This window comes from Deltaproteobacteria bacterium, from assembly GCA_016875395.1.
In the GTDB taxonomy this organism is placed as follows: domain Bacteria; phylum Myxococcota_A; class UBA9160; order UBA9160; family UBA6930; genus VGRF01.
Genome location: VGRF01000048.1, coordinates 1 through 15141 on the forward strand (window position 1 = coordinate 1; position 15141 = coordinate 15141).

Annotated in this window: 16 protein-coding genes; 10 read left to right on the forward strand and 6 right to left on the reverse strand. The window is 70.6% G+C overall.

The features are described from left to right. A partial coding sequence (locus tag FJ091_21205) for an IS5/IS1182 family transposase (GenBank protein ID MBM4385874.1) occupies positions 1-122 on the forward strand: 122 nt, incomplete at its 5' end. Positions 123-166: 44 nt separating this feature from the next. After that, on the forward strand, positions 167-970 hold the full coding sequence (locus FJ091_21210) for an aryl-sulfate sulfotransferase (protein ID MBM4385875.1): 804 nt from the start codon (positions 167-169) through the stop codon (positions 968-970). A gap of 151 nt (positions 971-1121) precedes the next feature. Here the strand turns inward: FJ091_21210 and FJ091_21215 are convergent, their stop codons facing one another. Beyond that, the gene (locus FJ091_21215) at positions 1122-1628 is read right to left on the reverse strand and encodes a hypothetical protein (protein ID MBM4385876.1); all 507 of its coding nucleotides are present in this window, start codon (positions 1626-1628) and stop codon (positions 1122-1124) included. 198 nt (positions 1629-1826) lie between these two features. Between FJ091_21215 and FJ091_21220 the strand changes: the two genes are divergently transcribed. The 4 genes from FJ091_21220 to FJ091_21235 are packed head-to-tail and all read left to right on the forward strand — an operon-like array spanning position 1827 to position 5898. Beyond that, the gene (locus FJ091_21220; protein MBM4385877.1) at positions 1827-2621 is read left to right on the forward strand and encodes an LLM class flavin-dependent oxidoreductase; all 795 of its coding nucleotides are present in this window, start codon (positions 1827-1829) and stop codon (positions 2619-2621) included. A 59-nt stretch (positions 2622-2680) separates the two neighbouring features. Next, a complete protein-coding gene (locus tag FJ091_21225) occupies positions 2681-4219 on the forward strand; it encodes an aldo/keto reductase (GenBank protein MBM4385878.1) in 1539 nt (512 codons plus the stop codon). A 6-nt stretch (positions 4220-4225) separates the two neighbouring features. Beyond that, positions 4226-4897 carry a hypothetical protein gene (locus FJ091_21230; protein ID MBM4385879.1) on the forward strand — a complete coding sequence of 224 codons (672 nt, stop codon included), beginning with the start codon at positions 4226-4228 and terminating at the stop codon, positions 4895-4897. Then, on the forward strand, positions 4894-5898 hold the full coding sequence (locus FJ091_21235) for a succinylglutamate desuccinylase/aspartoacylase family protein (GenBank protein MBM4385880.1): 1005 nt from the start codon (positions 4894-4896) through the stop codon (positions 5896-5898). The genes FJ091_21230 and FJ091_21235 overlap by 4 nt, the downstream gene beginning before the upstream one ends. Before the next feature lie 20 nt (positions 5899-5918). On the opposite strand, the gene FJ091_21240 is transcribed toward FJ091_21235, so the two are convergent. The 3 genes from FJ091_21240 to FJ091_21250 form a co-directional block, all read right to left on the reverse strand. Further along, positions 5919-6221, reverse strand: coding sequence for a 4a-hydroxytetrahydrobiopterin dehydratase (locus FJ091_21240; GenBank protein MBM4385881.1), 303 nt, complete (start codon positions 6219-6221; stop codon positions 5919-5921). Then, complete coding sequence (locus tag FJ091_21245; protein MBM4385882.1) at positions 6222-7610, reverse strand: DHH family phosphoesterase; 1389 nt, start codon at positions 7608-7610, stop codon at positions 6222-6224. It lies immediately after the preceding gene. 230 nt (positions 7611-7840) lie between these two features. Continuing rightward, the gene (locus FJ091_21250) at positions 7841-8398 is read right to left on the reverse strand and encodes a hypothetical protein (protein MBM4385883.1); all 558 of its coding nucleotides are present in this window, start codon (positions 8396-8398) and stop codon (positions 7841-7843) included. A gap of 66 nt (positions 8399-8464) precedes the next feature. On the opposite strand from FJ091_21250, the gene FJ091_21255 reads away from it, so the two are divergent. From FJ091_21255 to FJ091_21270, 4 genes are all read left to right on the forward strand, one after another. Then, complete coding sequence (locus tag FJ091_21255; protein MBM4385884.1) at positions 8465-8734, forward strand: MoaD/ThiS family protein; 270 nt, start codon at positions 8465-8467, stop codon at positions 8732-8734. A 95-nt stretch (positions 8735-8829) separates the two neighbouring features. After that, positions 8830-10545, forward strand: coding sequence for an aldehyde ferredoxin oxidoreductase (locus tag FJ091_21260; protein ID MBM4385885.1), 1716 nt, complete (start codon positions 8830-8832; stop codon positions 10543-10545). A gap of 77 nt (positions 10546-10622) precedes the next feature. Continuing rightward, positions 10623-12413 carry a hypothetical protein gene (locus FJ091_21265; GenBank protein MBM4385886.1) on the forward strand — a complete coding sequence of 597 codons (1791 nt, stop codon included), beginning with the start codon at positions 10623-10625 and terminating at the stop codon, positions 12411-12413. 47 nt (positions 12414-12460) lie between these two features. Continuing rightward, on the forward strand, positions 12461-13288 hold the full coding sequence (locus FJ091_21270) for a GIY-YIG nuclease family protein (GenBank protein ID MBM4385887.1): 828 nt from the start codon (positions 12461-12463) through the stop codon (positions 13286-13288). A 16-nt stretch (positions 13289-13304) separates the two neighbouring features. On the opposite strand, the gene FJ091_21275 is transcribed toward FJ091_21270, so the two are convergent. Both FJ091_21275 and FJ091_21280 read right to left on the reverse strand, forming a co-directional pair. Next, positions 13305-15002 (reverse strand): hypothetical protein, encoded by a 1698-nt coding sequence (locus FJ091_21275; GenBank protein MBM4385888.1) that lies wholly within the window; start codon positions 15000-15002, stop codon positions 13305-13307. A gap of 17 nt (positions 15003-15019) precedes the next feature. Further along, positions 15020-15141, reverse strand: a 122-nt coding sequence (locus FJ091_21280; protein MBM4385889.1) for an IS5/IS1182 family transposase, incomplete at its 5' end; no start/stop codon positions are given.

Below are 15141 nucleotides of genomic sequence, written 5' to 3' on the forward strand. Positions count from 1 at the left end.
CGTGGATGAACCGATTCCGCCGGCTCCTCGTCCGCTGGGAGAAGCGCGAGCAGAACTACGAGGCAATGCTCCATCTCGCCTGTGCCTGGATCACGATGAAACTGGCTGGGGTTTTCGGATAGGCTCTAAGCGCCCGCGCGGCGGGCGTGTCGTTTGGGAGTGGCACGTGTGGGATCACCTCGTGCAACACCACGCGCCCGATGCGCCGAACTACGCAGAACCTTCGGCCCGCCCGGAGCGCATCGATCTCAACGCCGACGCGCACGGCGCGCAGATCGACGCCGCGCAGCTCGAGCAGCTCCAGGCACTCGGCTACGTGCCCGCCGACGCGAAGCCGGAGGATCTGCGCTCGGACTTCCTCCACATCAACACGGTCGCCTATCACCCGCGGCTCGATCAGATCGCGCTGAGCACGCCGGTGCTCGGCGAGGTCTGGATCATCGACCACAGCACGACGCGCGAAGAAGCGAGCGGCGGGGCAGGCGGCAAGGCGGGCCGCGGCGGCGATTTGCTCTATCGCTGGGGCAACTCGGCGACCTATGCGAGCGCTGAGTCGAGGGAAGCCAAGCGCCTCTTCTATCAACACGACGTGCGCTGGGTTCCGGACGGCTGGCCCGGCGCGGGCAATCTCCTCGTCTTCAACAACGGGCGCGATCGGCCGGAGGGGATGTGGTCGTCGATCGACGAGTGGACGACGCCTGTGCGGGCGAACGGCCAGTACGACCTCGCTGGCACGACGTTCGGCCCGACTTCGCTCGCGTGGCAGTACAAGGCCGCGGAGCCCACCAGCCTCTACTCGCCGTTCATCTCGGGCGCGCAGCGCCTCGCGAACGGCAACACGCTGATCTGCGAGGGCGGCGGCGGCCGCTTCATCGAGGTGACGCGACGGCCAAGTCGTGTGGGAGTACCGCAACCCGTTCTCGGGCAGCGTGAGGAACGCAGACGGGAGCGCGCCTCAGCCACGCGCTGACGAGCGGCCCTTCGCAGTGTTTCGCGCGACGCGCATTCCCGCCGATCACCCCGCGCTGGCAGGACGCAAGCTCGAGCCGCTGGATCCGCAGCCGGCTTGGCACGAATGGAATCCACCCAGCGAGGCACCGGTCGCGACACGCTGAGTCCGTTCAACGCGGCTCGATGTTCACGACCTCCAACCACTGCTGCGTCGACGTTTCGTGGCGCAGCACTTCGTCTCGCGAGAAGTAGGCGACCGGGAGGAAGCCGAGGCGGCGCACCGCGAAGCCCCCGGCGTCGGCGAGCACGTCGGCGACGAAGTCGAGCGCGTGTACGCCGCTCTCGGTCCACACGGTGAAGCGCACGCACGCGCGCGGCGCGACCGTGAGCGCGAGCCGCTTCCCGATGGCAGGCGCGATCGCCGCATGCGCGCCGGCGGCGTCGCCGAGCCAGCGCTCCACCGGGCCGCGCGCAGCGAGGCGCGCCGCGCGCAAGAGGCGCGTCAGCTGCGCGAGCCCGCGCGCCGACTCGAGCGAGAGCGGCGCGGCGAGATCGAGGTAGTCGTGCAGCGCGTCGCGCCCGTGGCGCGCGAGCAGCGGCGCGAACTCGAGCGCGAGCCCGCTCTGCGCAGCGCGCGCGGCGGTCAGCGTGGCGGGAATGCGCAGCGTCGCGGGCAACGAGGGGACTCCGAAAACGCGCACCTGGGACGTACGTGCACATTGACGCGCACTTGGGACGTACATGCACGTCGGCGCGCACTTGGGACGTACGTGCACATCGGCGCGCAGTGGAGAAAACGCGAGATGTGCACGTACGTCCCAGGTGCGTGCTTTGGTGCACGTACGTCCCCTGTGCGTGTGTGCCACGCTCGCGCGATGCCTCAGTCGCTGCGCATCGGGGTTCGCATCGCGCCGCGCGACGCCTCGCCCGCGGCGCTCGCGGAGTGCGTCGGGCTCGCGCGCGCGGCGGAGGCGGCGGGCCTCGACTGGGTCGGCGTCGCGGAGCGCTTCGATGCGCGCGGCGGCGTGCCCGACGCGCTCACGCTGTGCGCGGCGTTCGCGGCGGCCACCGCGCGCGTGCGCATCGCGACGGCGGCGCTGCCGCTGCCGCTGCATCACCCGCTGCGCGTGGCGGAGCACGCGGCCACGATCGACTCGCTGTCGGCCGGGCGACTCGAGCTGGGCGTTGGGCTCGGCGCGGCGGAGACGCCGTTCGGTGGATTCGGGCTCGAAGAGGCGGAGCGCGCGGAGCGCTTCGCCGAGTCGATCGCGATTCTGCGCGCGGCTTGGGGCAGCGGCGTCGTCACGTTTCGCGGAAAGCACTTCGCGTGCGAGAACGTCGCGGTGTTTCCGAAGCCCGCGCAGGACGAGGGGCCGCCGCTCTGGCTCGCGGCGAGCGCGCCCGCGGCGCTGCGGCGCGCGGCGGAGCTCGGCGTGGGCGTGATGGCTCCCGCGAGCGCCGCGCTCTCTGCCTACTTCGAGGCGTGCGCGAGTGCGGGCGCGGAGCCGCGCGTCGCGCTGCTCGCGCCTTCGGACGTTTCGCACGACGCGCTGGCGGCCGCGATCGGCCGCTGCGCCACGGCGCGCGAGATCGTGTGCGCGCTCGATGCCTCGAGCGCGAGTGAGATCGCGCGCGCCGCCCAGCTCGCTGCGGCTCTCCGCAGCAATTAGGCGGAGCGCCCCGAGCTCTCGCGCGTAGAATGCGATCGCTTGCAGCGAGGAGGGACGCGATGGGCAGGGCAGCGAAGCTCGCACTCTGGACGCTCGGGATCGCGGCGTTCGGCTTCTTCGTCGCGGGGGGCTTGCTGTACGCGCTGCCGATCGGGCTCGATTGGCGGGCGTTCCCGCTCGGCGGCGCGATCGAGTCGCTGTTCCGCGACGTCATCGGTTATCAGGGCGACAACGCGATCTCGGCCGTGTTCTGGCTCGCCGTGTGCCTCCTCGCGGTTTGGGCCGCCGTGCTCTTCGCGCGCCGCGGCGCGAAGCAGGAGCAGCCGAACGCGCTGCGGCGCGGGCTCGTGACGGGCGGCGCGTTGTTAGGGGCGACCGCGCTGACGGGTGGCGCGGCGGCACTGCGTGCGTTCTTCGGCGTCGGCACCGGCACCAAGGGCTGGAGCGCGGTGAACGCGGGCATCAGCTCGAAGGCGGAGACGACGCACCCCGAGTACCCCGAGGCGTGGAAGAACGCGCGCGTGCAGGGCTACCGGACGCTGGGACGCACGGGCTGGCGCATCTCGGACGTGGTCGTCGGCTCCGGGCGGATCAAGGAACAGAAGGGCACGGACATCGTGCGCCTCGCGCTCGATCGCGGCGTCACTTACGTCGACACCGCGCCCGACTACTCCGCGGCCGGCAGCGAGGAGTGCGTCGGCAAGGCGATTCGCGGCGTGCGCGATCAGGTGTTCCTCGCCACGAAGTTCTGCACGCCGTGGGGTCACCTCGGCGCGGGCACGTCCGTGGCGGACTACAAGCGCGTCGTCGAAGAGAGCCTCGCGCGCCTCGGCACCGACTACGTCGACCTGGTGCACGTGCACTCTTGTGACGAAGTCGATCGGTTGATGGACCCGAACATGCACGAGGCGTTCGACCGCCTGCGCGACGAAGGCAAGGCGCGCTTCCTCGGCTTTTCGTCGCACACGCCGCGGCTCGAGCAGGTCGCCGACGAAGCGATTCGCAGCGGGCGCTTCGACGTGATGATGCTCGCCTACCACCACGGCATCTGGCCGAAGCTCGGCGACCTGATCACCCGCGCGCGCCGCGAGCAGGACATGGGCGTGATCGCGATGAAGACGCTGAAGGGCGCGAAGCACCACGGCCTCGCGGGTTTCCGCGAGCAGGCGCCGGCGTACTCGCAGGCGGCGCTGCGCTGGGTGCTCTCGAATCCCGAAGTCTCAGCCGCGGTGATCTCGTTCTTCGAGTTTCAGCACGTCGACGAGTATCTGCAGGCGAGCGGCGGCGCGCTGCGTGAGCAGGACGTCGCGATCCTCGGCGAGTACGACCGCCAGATCGTCGGCACCTACTGCGCACCGCACTGCGGCGCGTGCCTCGGCACGTGTCCGGAGAAGCTCTCGATCCCCGACGTGCTGCGGCACCGCATGTACTTCGAGGACTACCACGACGAGAAGGAGGCGATGCGCCTCTACACGAAGCTCGACGTGAAGGCCGACGTGTGCACGGGCTGCGCCGCGCCGTGCCTCGGAAGCTGCCCAGTCGGCATCGACATCCCGACGCGCACGCGCGGCGCGCACGAGATGCTGACGCTCGCCTGACGAGCCGTGCGCAAAGTCGTCCTCACTCTTTCGCTCGCGCTGAACGGGCTCGTCGCCGCGGCGGTGGTGTGGATGCTCGCGGGACCGGGGATGCGCGCGGTGCTGCGCTCGTTCATCGAGCCGGAGAAGGCGCGGCGCATCAGCACGTTCGAGACGTTCCCAGTCGTGCCCGGCGACATCGTGTTCCTCGGCGACTCGATCACCGAGGGCGGCGAGTGGAACGAGCTGTTCGTGGGCAAGGCCGTGCGCAATCGCGGCATCGGCGGCGACACGAGCACCGGCGTGCTCGCGCGCACGGACGCGATCGCGCGCGCCAAGCCCGCGAAGGTGTTTCTGCTGATCGGCACGAACGATCTGTTCGTGGGCGCGGCGCCCGAAGAGATCGCCGCGAACGTGGGCGAGATCCTCGGCCGCATCGCAGGCGAGAGCGCTGGCACGCAGCTTTACGTGCAGAGCGTGCTGCCGCGCGCGGCGAGCTACCGCGCCGAGGTCGAGGCGCTGAACGCGCGGCTCGAACGAGTCGCGAGCGAGCGCGGCGCGACGTGGATCGACCTGTATCCCGTGTTCCTCGACCCCGAGACCGGTGCGATTCGGACGTCGCTCTCGAACGACGAGCTGCACCTGCTCGGCCCCGGCTACGCACTCTGGCGGCAGGCGATCGCCGAGCACGTCGAGTGAGCGCGCGCCCTCGGGGCTGCACGCGAGTCGTCATCGGTTTCGCGCTGACTGCGGCGCTCGGCTGCGCTTCACGCGACGCGCAGCCTGCGCCTCCGCCGCCCGCGGATGGCCGCGCTTCGCTCGAGGCGCTGCACGAGAAGTACGCGGCGCTCGAGGCGCACGGCTGGCTGCGCGAGCCGATCTACGCGTACGTCGACGGCGACGCGATTCGTGCGTGGCGCACTCGCGCGAGTGGGCCCGCGCTGTGGATTCTCGCGGGCATTCACGGCGAAGAGCCCGCCGGTCCGAACGCGGTGGCGGCATCGCTCGCCAGCTTGGTCGGGCTCGCGGAGAGCGGCGTGCCGATCGTCGTCGTGCCGCTCTGCAATCCGCGCGGCTACCGAAATGGCTGGCGCTACCCGAACACACCGGAGCGCGACTGGCGCAAGGGCGGCTACAGCGTCGGCGACGCGGAGTACCTGCTCGAAGATCTCGCGGACTCATCGCGGCCCCGCGCTGCAGCCGCGCCGGGGCCGGAGACGCTCGCACTGACTCAGTTCGTGCTGCGCACCGCGGAGGCGTACCCGCCGCAGCTCGTGCTCGATCTGCACGAGGACGAGCTCTCGACCGAGGGCGGCTACATCTACTCGCAGGGCGTAGCGGCCGACGACAACCCAGTGGGCGCCGAGATCATCCGCTTGCTGAAGAGCGCCGGCATCCCGCTGCGCCTCTCCGGCGAGACGCGCTTCGGCGAGCCGATCGCGCGCGGCGCGATCAGCCGCGACGCGGAGGGCAACCCGATTCGCGATGGCTCGATCGACGAGCTGTTCGCCGCGCGCGAGATCTTCCGCGAGGGCCGCAAAGTCGCGGGCCCGAGCGCGGGCACCGTGATCGTGGTCGAGACGCCCGCGTTCGCGGGCTCGCAGCTCGCGCTGCGCGTCGCCGCGCACGCCGCAGTGCTGCGCGCGGTCGCGGCGCTGTGGCGGATCAACGCAAGCGTCGGGGCGCAAGGCGCGCGGTGAGCGCGCGCCGTCGGCCGCGCTCAGCGCTGCGCGAACGCCGCCGCGATGCGTGCGATTTCGCGCGCGAGCGCGAGGTCGCGCGCAGTGATGCCTCCCGCGTCGTGCGTAAAGAGCGCGATCGCGACGCGGTTCCACACGTTCGACCAGTCGGGGTGGTGATCCTGCTTCTCGGCCACGAGCGCGACGCGCGTCATGAACGCGAACGCCTCGCTGAAATCCGCGAACGCGTACTCGCGCCGCAGCCGCCCGTCGCGCAGCTCCCAGCCCGGTAGCTGCGCGAGGCCCGCGCGCACGTCCGCGTCCGCGAGCAGCGCGCGCGCCACTCAGCTCTCGTGGATCGCGCGCACGAACGCGTCGAAGAGCGCGCGGCGCACGGTGGCGTTGTCGGCGCGCTTGTACTTCGCGCGGAACGCCTTCACCGGGATGATGCCCTTCGCCATCGAGCGATGGCCGCCGCCGATGCCGAGGCCCTCGACGACGCCGCGCACGACCTCGCCCGCAGCGCGCACGTAGCCGACGTTGCGCACCGAGAACACGAGGTCGCCGCCGACGATGCCCGCCGCGATCGACCACTCGGCGCCTTCGGCCTGGAGCCCGAGGTCCGCCACCTGCGGGATCACGTCCTCGCGCACGCGGCCGAGCACGAGCAGGTGGATGCCCTCCTCGACGCGCGTCGTCGCGAGCGCGCGGCCGAGTGCGCGCAGGCCCGGCAGCGGCAGTGCGGGGCGCTCGATCCGCCGCAACAAGGCGGGGCTGTGGAAGGCGTGCACCGCCGCGAACGCCTCGATGTCCTGCGTCTCGGTGTCGCGCCCCAACAGCTGAGTGTCGCTCTTGATGCCGTAGAGCAGGCCCGTCGCGAGGCGCGGGCGAATCTCGAGGCCGGCCGCCGTGAGGTACTCGGTGAGGATCGTCGAGGTCGCGCCGTAGCTGGTGCGCACGTCGCGAATCGAAGCGCTCCAGCCGCTGCGCTCGGGGTGGTGGTCGATCACGAGGTCGACGTTCTGCAGGCGCGCGGGAATCGGGTCGCCGAAAACGTTGGGCTGCACGTCGACGAGCGCGATGCCGTCGAACTCCTCGAGCTGGTCGAGATCGATCGTGCGCACCTCGAGCCCGAGCGCCTGGATCATCGCGACGTTCTCAGGCCGCTTCGCCTCGCCGAACGACACGAGCGGCGCGGTCGGCGACTTTCTCCCTAACAACGCGCGCAGCGCGAAGCCGCAAGCGATGCCGTCCGGGTCGGGATCGGGCTGCAGCAGGATCGCGACTTTCTCGCGCTGGATGAAGAGCCGCTGGATCTGCGCGACGCGGTGCAGGTTCGCGAGGTGGCGGAACTCGCGATCGAAGTCGTGGCGAATGCCCTCGCGCAGGCCGGTGAGGCGAATGCAGAGGTGCATCGGCAGCTCGTCGGCCGCGAGGAAATCCGAGCACACGAGGATCGGCACGGTCGGCAGCGCGGTGCCGATCACGGCGACCGCGTTGCGCAGCCAGACGGGGTCGTCGGCGATGACGGCGAACTCGTCCTCGTCGTTGGCGCCGAGTCGCTCCAGGCCTTCAGGCGTGAACGGGTGGCCGAGGGAGCGGAAGCCCGGCGGCCGCGCGCGCAGCTCGTCCTCGCGCGGCACGAAGGCGAGCTCGGCACTCGTGCCCGGCAGAATCTGCGCCCACTCCTTCGCGAGGTGAGCGCCGTCGCACACGATGAATCGCCTGCCCAAGCTGGGTGATCTCCGAAGCCCGGGGTGAGTGCCATGCCGGGGCTACCGGGGGGCGCATTCTAACGGTGGGGCGCGGCGTGTCTGCGCGGGGAAGGCGCAGAGCGCAGGCAAGCGTGCGGCAGGAGCGCTCCGAGGCGGGGGACGTTCCGGGGGACATTCCGCGCCAGAGGCAACTCTTCGCGCCGTCGCCTCGGTCGCGGACCCCGCTTTCGGGGGCCGCGGGGCTCGTTTCAGTGCGCGCTCACGCCCAGCTCCGGCTTCGCGAGCGGCGCGATCTCGTCCGCCGCGCTCTTCTCCAGCACTGCCCGCCCGAGGCTCCGCAGCGGCTCGGGGGCGTTCAGCCAGGTGCCGTAGACGTACATCGTCTTGAGCGGGTCGCCCCCGGCCGCGCGCAGCTGGAGCACGCCCTGGGCGAGCGCCTCGGCCTCGACGTCGGAGTGCACCACGAGCGCCTCGCTCGGCTCGCCCGCGAGCACGTACGGGCTGCGCGCGCCGCGCAGCATCACGAGCGCGACGGCTCCCTCCGCGAGGGGCGGCGGCGCGAGCGGCGAGCGCTTCAGCTCGAGCGCTGCGGGAAGCTCGCCGTGCAGCGCGTCGCGCAGCCGCAGCGAGATGCGCCCGGCCGTGACGCGCTCCACGGCGACGAGCGCGATCGCGTCCGCCTCTGCGACGCGCTCGTGCAGCGGGCGCACGAGCGGCGGGATCGCGTGCGGCGCCTGCGCGCGAGCGCTGGCCACGAGCCCGCAGGCGAGTGCGAAGCTGAAGGCGCAGCGAGAAATCCCTTTCATCTCCGCAACCTACGCCTTGCCCCGCACGGAGTCAGCGGCGTAAGTTCCGCCGCTCCCGGAGTCTGCATGCCCTTGGTCCGCATTCCACCGCCCTACCGGGGGCCGACACTCGGCGCCGCCGAGATCGACGCGGACGGCGACTCGGTGGGCGCTGTGCTCGACTGTATACAGCGCAAGTACCCGGGCTTTCTGCCGCAGGTGCTCGACGACGACGGCAACGTCCACCGCTTCGTGAAGCTCTTCAAGAACGGCAACCATCTCGTGCGCGATCCGCTGCGCGAGCCGCTCGGACCGAAGGACGAGATCGAGATCATCGCCGCCATCGCAGGCGGCTGAACACACACCACGAAAGTTGAAATCGGGAAGCCGCAAGCGGCGCCTCGCCGCGCGCAGTGAGCCGAAGGCGAACGAAGAACCACAAGGAGACCTCAATGGCCGATCGAATGATCTACGTCGACATGACGAACCAGACCGTCGAGCTGAAGCCCTTTCCTGAGAAGTACCGGCTGCTCGGCGGGCGCGGCCTCTCGGCGAAGATCCTGCTCGACGAGTGCAACCCGAAGTGCGATCCGCTCGGCCCCGAGAACGTGCTCGTGCTCGCGCCGGGCGTGCTCAGCGGCACCGCGGCGCCGACCTCGGGCCGCATCTCGGTCGGCTGCAAGAGCCCGCTCACCGGCGGCATCAAGGAAGCGAACACCGGCGGCCAGCCCGGACAGCACCTCGTGAAGCTCGGCTACCGCGCGATCGTGGTGAAGGGCCAGCCGAAGGACGCGAACAAGCGCTACGCGCTCGAGGTGAACGCCGAGGGCGTGAAGGTCGTCGCGGCGGACGAGTACAAGGGCCTGCTCAACTACACGCTGTGCGAGCGGCTCGCGACGAAGTACCCGAAGACGACCTCGTTCATCTCGATCGGCCCCGCCGGCGAGATGCGCCTCACGGGCTCGTCGGTCGCCACCACCGACCAAGACAACCGCTACCCCGCTCGCCACGCGGCGCGCGGCGGCGTCGGCGCGGTGATGGGCAGCAAGGGCCTGAAGTACGTGTCGGTCGACCCGGGCCGTGCTTCGGTGGTGCAGGCTGCGGACAAGAAGAAGTTCGGCGAGCTCTGCAAGGACTACTCGCAGTCCTACCTGTCGGGCCCGCTCATGTTCAAGCACGGCACGAGCTCGGTGGTGCCGGTCGCGAACATGCTGCACACGTTCCCGTACAAGAACCGCACGAACGGCCAGTCGCCCGACGCGAAGACGCTCGACGGCGCGCGCATCGTCGAGAGCTTCGAGACGCGCGGCGGCACCATGCACAACTGCATGACGGGCTGCATCGTGCGCTGCTCGAACATCGTCCACAACAAGGAAGGCAAGTACGTCACGAGCGCGCTCGAATTCGAGACGCTCACGCTGCTCGGCGCGAACTGCGCCGTGGCGAGCTGGGAAGACGTCGCGGAGCTGGATCGCCTGTGCGACGAGCTCGGCCTCGACACGATCGAGACCGGCAGCGCGCTCGCGGTGCTGATGGACGCGGGCCAGCTGCAGTGGGGCGACGCGGCGGCGATGAAGGCGCTGCTGCGCGAGATCCCGACGGGCACCGAGCGCGGCAAGGCCGTCGGCAACGGCGTCGTGGCGGCGGGCAAGCTCACCGGCCACTGGCGCATCCCGCACGCGAAGGGCCAGTCGCTGCCGGCGTGGGATCCGCGGCCGCTGAAGGCCACGGGCGTCACGTACTGCACGAGCGCGATGGGCGCCGATCACACGGCGGGGCTCATCATCAACCCCGGCCTCACCCCTGATAAGTTCGCCTACGAGTCGCAGAAGGCGCAGCTCGTGAACGCGGTGAACGACTCGTCGGGCTTCTGCCAGTTCTTGCAGCCGAGCCTCGACAACATCCGCGCCTTCTACGGCGCGATGGTCGGCCGCGAAGTCTCGCGCGACGAGATCTGGGATCAGGGCTGGCAGATCCTGTGCGACGAGTGGGAGTTCAACAAGCGCGCCGGCTTCAGCGCGAAGGACGACGTGCTCTCCGAGCCGCTGAAGAAGGACCCGATCGGGCCGGCCAACGCCGTGTTCGACGTGCCCGCGGACATCATCGCGGCCGTCTACACGAAGATGAAGCCGGGCGAGGACGCGTTCAGCGCGAAGGCCAGCGGCTGAGGCGCGAGTCGACAGAACAACGCGAACGGCCGGGGCTAACGCCCCGGCCGTTTCACTTCCAGGCTCTGAGGTGACCGATGCGCAGGGCGGCTGCCGAGGGCATCGCGCGGCGGTCGTCCTGGATCGGATACGAAGTCGGCCTCGCGGTTCTCTTTGCAGTTCTGCTGCATCGAAGCTGGGGAACGCGGCCGGATCCGATCATCGACTTCGGTCGCGAGCTCTACGTCCCGTGGCAACTCGGCGAGGGCCGCGCGCTCTTCAGCGAGCTCGCGTGGTTCAATGGCCCGCTCAGCCCGCAATGGAACTGGCTGATGTTCGAGGTGTTCGGCGTCGGTCTTCGCACGCTCGTGCTGGTGAACGCCGTTCTGTTCGCGCTGATCGTCGCGACTCTCCACCGACTCCTGCGTCGCTTCTCGAGCGCGTTCGGCGCATTCGTCGCGTGCTGCGTGGTGCTGTTGGTGTGCGGCTTCGGTCAGCTCGTCGACGTCGGCAACTACAACTTCATCGCTCCCTATTCGCACGAGATGACGCACGGGATCCTGTTGGGTCTGCTGGCGACGGAGCTTGCGCTCAGCTCCGCTTCCGTCCCGCGTCTGGCCAGCGTCTCGGGCTTCCTGGTCGGGCTCGCGTTCCTCACGAAGCCCGAGGTGTTCGTGGCCGCCCTCGGAGGGGCGGGTCTCGGAGTCGTGCTCAGCGCGCCCCTCACGCGTCACCGCGCGGCAGCGTTCGCGGGCGGGCTCTGCCTGCCGCCCCTCGCGAGCGCGGCGTTGCTCGCGGCTTCCCACCCGCCGTGGGACGCGCTGCGCTTCACGCTGGGTGGTTGGCCCGAACTGTTCATGACCGATGTGAGCGACTCCCCGTTCCATCGGGCCGGCATGGGCCTCGACGCTCCGGTCGCGCGCATCCGCGAGATGTTCGTTGCTGCAGCGGCCGCGGCGGCAGTGATGGCTCCAGGCATTCTGATCGCTCGGATTCGGAAGCTTGCGGCCTTTCCGCGAGTCGCGCTGGCAGCTTCGCTCAGCGCAGCGGCGCTTCTCTTCCTCTTGATCGCGAAGGGCGCTCCAATGCTGGCGTCGGCGCGCGTGCTGACGCTGCTGACGCTGGCGGCGACGCTCTTCGCCGCCGTGAGGCTCGCGCGCGAGCGGACCTCCGAGTCCGTCGCGCTCTTCGCTTTCGCGGCGTTCGCCCTCGCCGCGCTGTTGAAGCTCGGCCTCAACGCGCGCGTCGTCCAATATGGATTCGCGCTCGCGTTGCCTGCCCTTGCGCTCGCGAGCGTCGGTCTCGTCGACGCGCTTCCGCGCCTTCTCTCGGCGAAGGGCTTCGACGCAGTCGCGGCGCGCGCGACCGCGCTGGTCCCCCTGCTGGGCTTTGCCTGGTTCGCATGGGCGACGACGGAGCTCGCGATCTCGCAGAAGACCGTCCGCGTGGGATCGGGGGCGGACACGTTCCTCGCGGACGAGCGAGGGCGCGTTCTCGCGGAATCGCTGGACTGGCTCGAGGAGCGGCCCCCGGAGCAGGCGCGCTCTCTCGTGGCGTTGCCCGAGGGCGTCATGCTCAACTATCTCGCGCGGATTCCGAATCCGACGCCGTACGTGAATTTCGTCCCTGGCGACCTCCCGTTGTTCGGCGAACGGAATGTGAGCGCTTCGCTGCGCGTCGCGAGGCCCGAGCTGCTGGCAGTCGTGCACCGCGACACCAGCGAGTACGGCAGCGAGTTCTTCGGCATCGACTACGCCCGAGATCTCGGCGATTGGGTGCGCGAAAGCTACGTGCACGTGAGGACATTCGGAGGTGCCCCGCTCCGTCGTGAGACAGAGTTCGGGATCGAGATCCGCGCTCCCCGCGAGCCGCATCCCGGCCGCCGTTGACGGAGCGCGTCGTCCCGCGGCGGCGCGCATCGCGTACGGTGCCGCGCGTGAGCGCGAACGCCTTCGATCGCAAGTTCGGCGCGGACTTCTTGCGCGAGCTTCCGCGCGCGCCCGCGGTGTACTTGTTCAAGGACGAGCGCGGCGACGTGCTGTATGCGGGCAAGGCGAAGGACGTGCGGCGCCGCCTCGAGGGCTACCGCAACGCAACGCGGCGCAGGGCGCATCGCAAGATGCGCGCGCTCGTGCGCGTCGCGAGCGCCCTCGAAGTGCGCGTCGTCGCGAGCGAACGCGAGGCGCTGCTCACCGAGAACGAGCTGATCCGCACGCTGCGCCCGCCCTACAACGTGGACGGCGCGTTCTCCTTCCTCTACCCGGCGATCGGCCTCGGCGTGCGCGGCCATCAGGTGCTGCTCGGCTTCACCACCGAGCCCGACGCGTGGAGCGATCTGGATCTCGCGTGGCACGGCACGTTCCGTTCGCGCCGCCGCGCGCTTGCCGCGTTCGACGCGCTCAGCGAGCTGCTCGCGTTCCTCGCGCATCCCGAGCCGCGCTCCCGGCTCCCTCGCGTCCCGCGCCGCCGCGGCTCGCGTCTGCTCGGAATGCGCCAGCTCGAGCCCAAGCTCGTGGACCAACTGCGGCGCCTTCTCGCCGGCGAGTCGCGCGACGCGCTGGGCGAGCTCGCGCTCCGCCTCCTCGAGAAGACCGCCGCTCGCCGCGACGCGGAGCGCGTCGAAGACCTGCTGCGCCAGCTCGCCGCCTTCTACGCGAGCGACCTCGCGAAGCTGCGCGACGCGCTGCGCGCCGCCGGCCGTACGGGCAGCTTCGTCCCGCAAGAAGAACGCGACGCGCTCTTCCTCGCGCAGCGCGGAGAGTGAGCCCGCGGCCGGGGTCTCAGCGCCGCAAGCCTGCGAGCACCGCGCGCGCCTGCTGCGCTTCTTCTTCGCTCGCCGCCGCCGCGAGCGCGGCGCGCGCATGCGCCTCGCTGCGCGCGAGCTGCGCGAGGCGCAGGTTCGCCTCGAAGTGCGCGGGCGCGAGCGCGACGGCGCGCTCGAAGCGCAGGATCGCCTCACGCGGGCGCCCGGTCGCCGCGAGCGCGTTGCCGGCGAGCAGCTGCGCATCGAGCGACGCCGGCGCGAGCTCCGCTGCGCGCAGCGCGTGCCTCACGCCGGGCGCCGCCTCGCCGAGCGCGAAGTGCGCGACGGCCAGGTCGATGTGCGTCGGCGGCTGATTCTCTTTCAGCGTGAGCGCGCGCTGGCTGAACGTCTTCGCCTCGGCGAAGTGGGCGCGAGCGGCGGATTCGCGCCCCGCCTCGCGTTCGAGCTGCGCCTGCCTCACGAGCTCGGTGCCCGTGAGCGCGACGCACAGGTAGCCGCTCGGGTCGTGCGCGATCGAGTGGCGATAGAGCGTCTGTGCATCGCGGTAATCGCCCGCGCGCGAGAACGTGAGCGCGGCGAGCGCACCTAACAACGCGAGGCACGCTGCGCTGCGGGCGATCGGGTGCGCGACGAGCCGATCGCCGAGTGCGAGCCCGGCGGCGAGCAGGCCGAGCGAAGGCAAGTAGACGAAGTGGTCCGCGACGAACGAGTAGATCATCGGGTAGAAGTCGATGAAGCCGAGCGCGGGAAAGAGCGAGCCCGCGAAGAACGCGAGCGCGAGCGGGATGCCGCGCCGTCCGCGCACGAACGCGGCGAGGCTCGCGGCGCCGATCGCGAGCGCGGCGGCGAGCGGCCAGTAGGCGCTCGCACTCGCCGCGGAAATCTCCCAGCGCGGGTAGCAGAACATCAGCGGGTAGGGCGCGACGAGCTTCTGCGCGTAGAAGAGCAGCGCGCGCGACGCGACCAGCGCGCGGTCTGCGAGCGAGAGCGCGAACTCCGCGCCGCGCGCGCCGACGAAATCGCGCTCGACGATGGTGGTGAGTAAGCCCGCGCCGACCCCGAGCACGAACAGCGGCGCCACCGGCGCGAAGCGGCGCAGCCCGAGCGCGCCTCCGCGCCACACGAGCGCGAGCGCGAGCGCAGCGGGCAGAGTCTCCGTGACGGACTTGCTGAGCAGCGCGCAGGCGAAGAGCGCGCACGCGGCGAAGTAGCCGCGCGGCGTCGCGTCGCCGCGCTCGCGCTCCGCGTCGAAGCGCAAATAACAACTCGCCGCTGCGAGGTAGAACGTCGCCGACAGCACGTTCTTCAGCTCCATCGCCCACGCCACACTCTCGACGTGCACGGGATGCAGCGCGAACGCCGCGGCGAGCAGGGGCGCGAAGCGCACGCCGAGCTGCGCGAACACGCGCCACACGAGCAGCGCGTTCAGCGCGTGCAGCGCGAGGTTCACGAGGTCGTAGCCGAGCGGGCTCGCGCCCCAGAGCTGGTACTGCGCCCAGAACAGACTGAACGTGACGGGGTAGTACTGCGGCGTGTGGCCCGGGATCCAGATCTGCGCGAGGCCCGCGAGATTTCTCAGGTAGTGGTTGTCGACGATGTGCGCGTCGTCGTCCCAGATGAAGCCGCCGCCGAGCGAGGGCCAGTAGGCGGCGACGAGCGCGAGCGCGACGACAGTGATGACTGCTGCGGAAGGCTTGGAGGCGCGCTCGACCACGCGCGCACGCTAAGAGCCTATCCGAAAACCCCAGCCAGTTTCATCGTGATCCAGGCACAGGCGAGATGGAGCATTGCCTCGTAGTTCTGCTCGCGCTTCTCCCAGCGGACGAGGAGCCGGCGGAATCGGTTCATCCACG

Coding starts and splice junctions, on each gene's coding strand:
- FJ091_21220 (MBM4385877.1), top strand. CDS start 1,827: ATGCCTCAGTCGCTGCGCATCGGGGTTCGCATCGCGCCGCGCGACGCC.
- FJ091_21225 (MBM4385878.1), top strand. CDS start 2,681: ATGGGCAGGGCAGCGAAGCTCGCACTCTGGACGCTCGGGATCGCGGCG.
- FJ091_21250 (MBM4385883.1), bottom strand. CDS start 8,398: ATGAAAGGGATTTCTCGCTGCGCCTTCAGCTTCGCACTCGCCTGCGGG.
- FJ091_21255 (MBM4385884.1), top strand. CDS start 8,465: ATGCCCTTGGTCCGCATTCCACCGCCCTACCGGGGGCCGACACTCGGC.
- FJ091_21260 (MBM4385885.1), top strand. CDS start 8,830: ATGGCCGATCGAATGATCTACGTCGACATGACGAACCAGACCGTCGAG.
- FJ091_21265 (MBM4385886.1), top strand. CDS start 10,623: ATGCGCAGGGCGGCTGCCGAGGGCATCGCGCGGCGGTCGTCCTGGATC.